We start from the raw sequence: 2,677 nt of genomic DNA on the forward strand, positions 1-2,677 counted from the left end.
CAACCGCCAGCGACAGTCCCGTGTCAGCGTGGAGTTGCGGCGTGACAGCCACATGAAAAGCAAGGTGCCGATCAGAAGGATGAGAAGAAGAAGCGGCATTTTTCACCTTTTGGTCTTGCGCGCGGGGCGGGGGTGGATGCGCGCCGCGCGGGGATATTTTTGCAGAGAAGACAGGCTCAGGGGCAGGGCAGCGGGGTTGGGGGTTGCCTCAGGTTGTTGGCGGCGTCAGCGGGGATCGGATACCAGTCCATCGCGCGATAACTCCAACCCCAAGGTTCGCCGTCGATCGTGGTCAGGGCGTGCAGATTGAATTGATACTCCTCCGGGGCGTGGCGCAGGCTGAAGGCAAAGCTGTGGCGCAGGATCGGGCCGGACCCGCGATTGGCTGCGGTTTGACACATTCCTCTGGCGGCAATCGCATCGGCTGATATCAACGTGGCAAGCAGGGTCGCGCAGAGTGCAAGGCCAGGTGCCCAGATGCGCAAGCCGGGCAGGCAGAGCGCCGCGATGGTCGTGACTGCGGCGGCAGGCAGCGCGTAAGGGGCGAGGGCAACAAGCAGCCGTTGGAACCCGGCTACATCCTGCGCGGAGAACAGCAGCAGCGGCGGCGCGGTGACCAGCAACGGTAAACCGGTGGTATAGCCCCGCAACAGCCCCCAGATCAGCGCAACGATTGATGCTTGCACCGCCAGCTTTCCCCAGCCACCCCGCCACCCGTTGCAGCGTGCTTGCAGGCAAAGCCAGATCCACGCCGCTGCGAAGGCGGTCCAGATCAGAATGCCAAGAATGAAAAATGGCAGCATGGCCCATTTTAGCCGTTCTGCGCGGGGCCGGGAAGGGGGCTGGATCGGGTTATCGCCGGTCAGGTATCTGCTGTCTTCCGGTGTTTCGCAGCGCACCGGGTTTCGGCGGTGAAATAGGCGTAAGCCTGATCAAGTATGTCCAGGGCCGCTTTGGCGGCTTTTGCATCCGCGACCGGTTTGATGGTGATTTTCATTAGAACCTCTGGATTGGCGAAGGTTCCTCCCGCCATGAAAGCTAAGCCGTTGCGGCCGCGCCGAAAAGGCTGGATCTCGCATGGCGGGGTTGCGCCACGCGCAGGGCGTCTCAGCGCGCGTGATGTTGGGCGAAGGCCGGGTTGTCGAAAATCGGCAGGTATTTGACCGGGCCGGGGTTCTCACCCCGCCCTGTCAGCACCTCATGCCAAAGCCGGTCGCCGTAGGAGTAGTGCCACCATTCCTCGGGATAATTCACCAGGCCTTGCGCCTCCATCACCGCCAGCAGGTGGGCGCGATTGGCGGCCTGTGCGGGCGTGATGTCGGGCGACATGGTTTGCACCCGGTTGGAGGTGGGGGTGATTGCGGCGAAATCGGACCAGCCACAGCCCATATCCAGCGGCTCGCCGTCGTGCAGGATCGTCACGTCAATCGCGGTCGCGGATTGGTGGCCGGAGGGCGTTGCCACCGGGTCGGCCACGGTCACGCGCGTTTCTTCCCGCAGGCTGTCGATATCCGGCTTGGCTTCAAGGGCGGCATCAATCAGCGCCAGCGCATCGCCCCCCGCCGCAACCCCGTCGCGCAAATCGCGCAGCACCCGCAGTTGTGCCAGTTTTGCGATCCGCCGGTTCCACATGCCGAATTGCCGGGACTGGATGCGGAACGCCTCGATCACCAGCAGTTGTTGACCATCGGGCAAGCTGTTCGCAGCCGCCAGCAAGCGGGGCAGGATTTCACCCCGCAAAAACCGCGCATCCGCGGGCAAGGTATCAAGGATGCGCAGCTTTGGGGTTTCAACCAAGGGAGAAAGGGAAATCGGTGTCATCGCAATCCCCTGTCAAACCACACGGTCCACCAGTTTCTTTTTGATCGCCGCAATCGCCTTTGCCGGGTTCAACCCTTTGGGGCAGGTTTTGGTACAGTTCATGATGGTGTGGCAACGATAGAGCTTGAACGGGTCTTCCAGATCATCCAACCGCTCCGGCGTCGCCTCATCCCGGCTGTCCACGATCCAGCGATAGGCGTGCAGCAAAGCCGCCGGGCCAAGATAACGGTCGGAATTCCACCAGTAGGACGGACAAGCGGTGGAGCAGCAGGCGCACATGACACATTCATAGAGCCCGTCAAGTTTCTCACGGTCCTCGATGCTTTGCTTCCATTCCTTCGCGGGTGTGTTCGACTTGGTTTCCAGCCATGGCATGATCGAAGCGTGCTGGGCGTAGAAATGCGTCAGATCCGGCACCAGATCCTTGACCACGTCCATGTGCGGCAATGGATAAATCGGTACTTCGCTTTTGCCGCAGTCCTCGATTGCCTGGGTGCAGGCCAGGGTGTTGGTGCCATCGATGTTCATCGCGCACGAACCGCAGATGCCCTCGCGACACGAACGACGGAAGGTCAGCGTCGGGTCGATCTCGTTCTTGATCTTGATCAGCGCGTCGAGAACCATCGGCCCGCAAGTCGCCATGTCCACCTCGTAGGTGTCCGTGCGCGGATTCTTGTCGTCGTCCGGACTCCAGCGATAGACCTTGAAGGTGCGCGGGCGCGATGCGCCTTCGGCCGGCCAATGCCGACCCTTCTGGATCTGCGAGTTCTTGGGAAGAGCAAATTCGGACATGTCACGATTCCTGCAATGTAGGAGCGGGCCATGCCCGCGATATCCAGCCTTCAGCAACCAACCA

4 protein-coding genes are annotated in these 2,677 nt (G+C 61.5%); all 4 read right to left on the minus strand.

The genetic code is table 11. From position 1 onward, the window contains the following. Nucleotides 1-176: 176 nt before the first annotated feature. Nucleotides 177-803, minus strand: a complete 627-nt coding sequence (locus tag L0H65_RS17945) for a hypothetical protein (protein ID WP_301460578.1) — start codon at nt 801-803, stop codon at nt 177-179. Nucleotides 804-862: 59 nt separating this feature from the next. Next, complete coding sequence (locus L0H65_RS17950) at nt 863-1,033, minus strand: hypothetical protein (RefSeq protein ID WP_301460579.1); 171 nt, start codon at nt 1,031-1,033, stop codon at nt 863-865. A gap of 74 nt (nt 1,034-1,107) precedes the next feature. Next, a complete protein-coding gene (locus tag L0H65_RS17955; protein ID WP_301460580.1) occupies nt 1,108-1,821 on the minus strand; it encodes a M15 family metallopeptidase in 714 nt (237 codons plus the stop codon). A 12-nt stretch (nt 1,822-1,833) separates the two neighbouring features. Continuing rightward, the gene (locus L0H65_RS17960) at nt 1,834-2,613 is read right to left on the minus strand and encodes a succinate dehydrogenase iron-sulfur subunit (protein WP_301460581.1); all 780 of its coding nucleotides are present in this window, start codon (nt 2,611-2,613) and stop codon (nt 1,834-1,836) included. Between the last annotated feature and the right edge of the window lie 64 nt (nt 2,614-2,677).

This window comes from Pseudorhodobacter sp., from assembly GCF_030452865.1.
Taxonomy (GTDB): domain Bacteria; phylum Pseudomonadota; class Alphaproteobacteria; order Rhodobacterales; family Rhodobacteraceae; genus Pseudorhodobacter.

Coding starts and splice junctions, on each gene's coding strand:
- L0H65_RS17960 (WP_301460581.1), bottom strand. CDS start 2,613: ATGTCCGAATTTGCTCTTCCCAAGAACTCGCAGATCCAGAAGGGTCGG.
- L0H65_RS17945 (WP_301460578.1), bottom strand. CDS start 803: ATGCTGCCATTTTTCATTCTTGGCATTCTGATCTGGACCGCCTTCGCA.
- L0H65_RS17955 (WP_301460580.1), bottom strand. CDS start 1,821: ATGACACCGATTTCCCTTTCTCCCTTGGTTGAAACCCCAAAGCTGCGC.
- L0H65_RS17950 (WP_301460579.1), bottom strand. CDS start 1,033: ATGGCGGGAGGAACCTTCGCCAATCCAGAGGTTCTAATGAAAATCACC.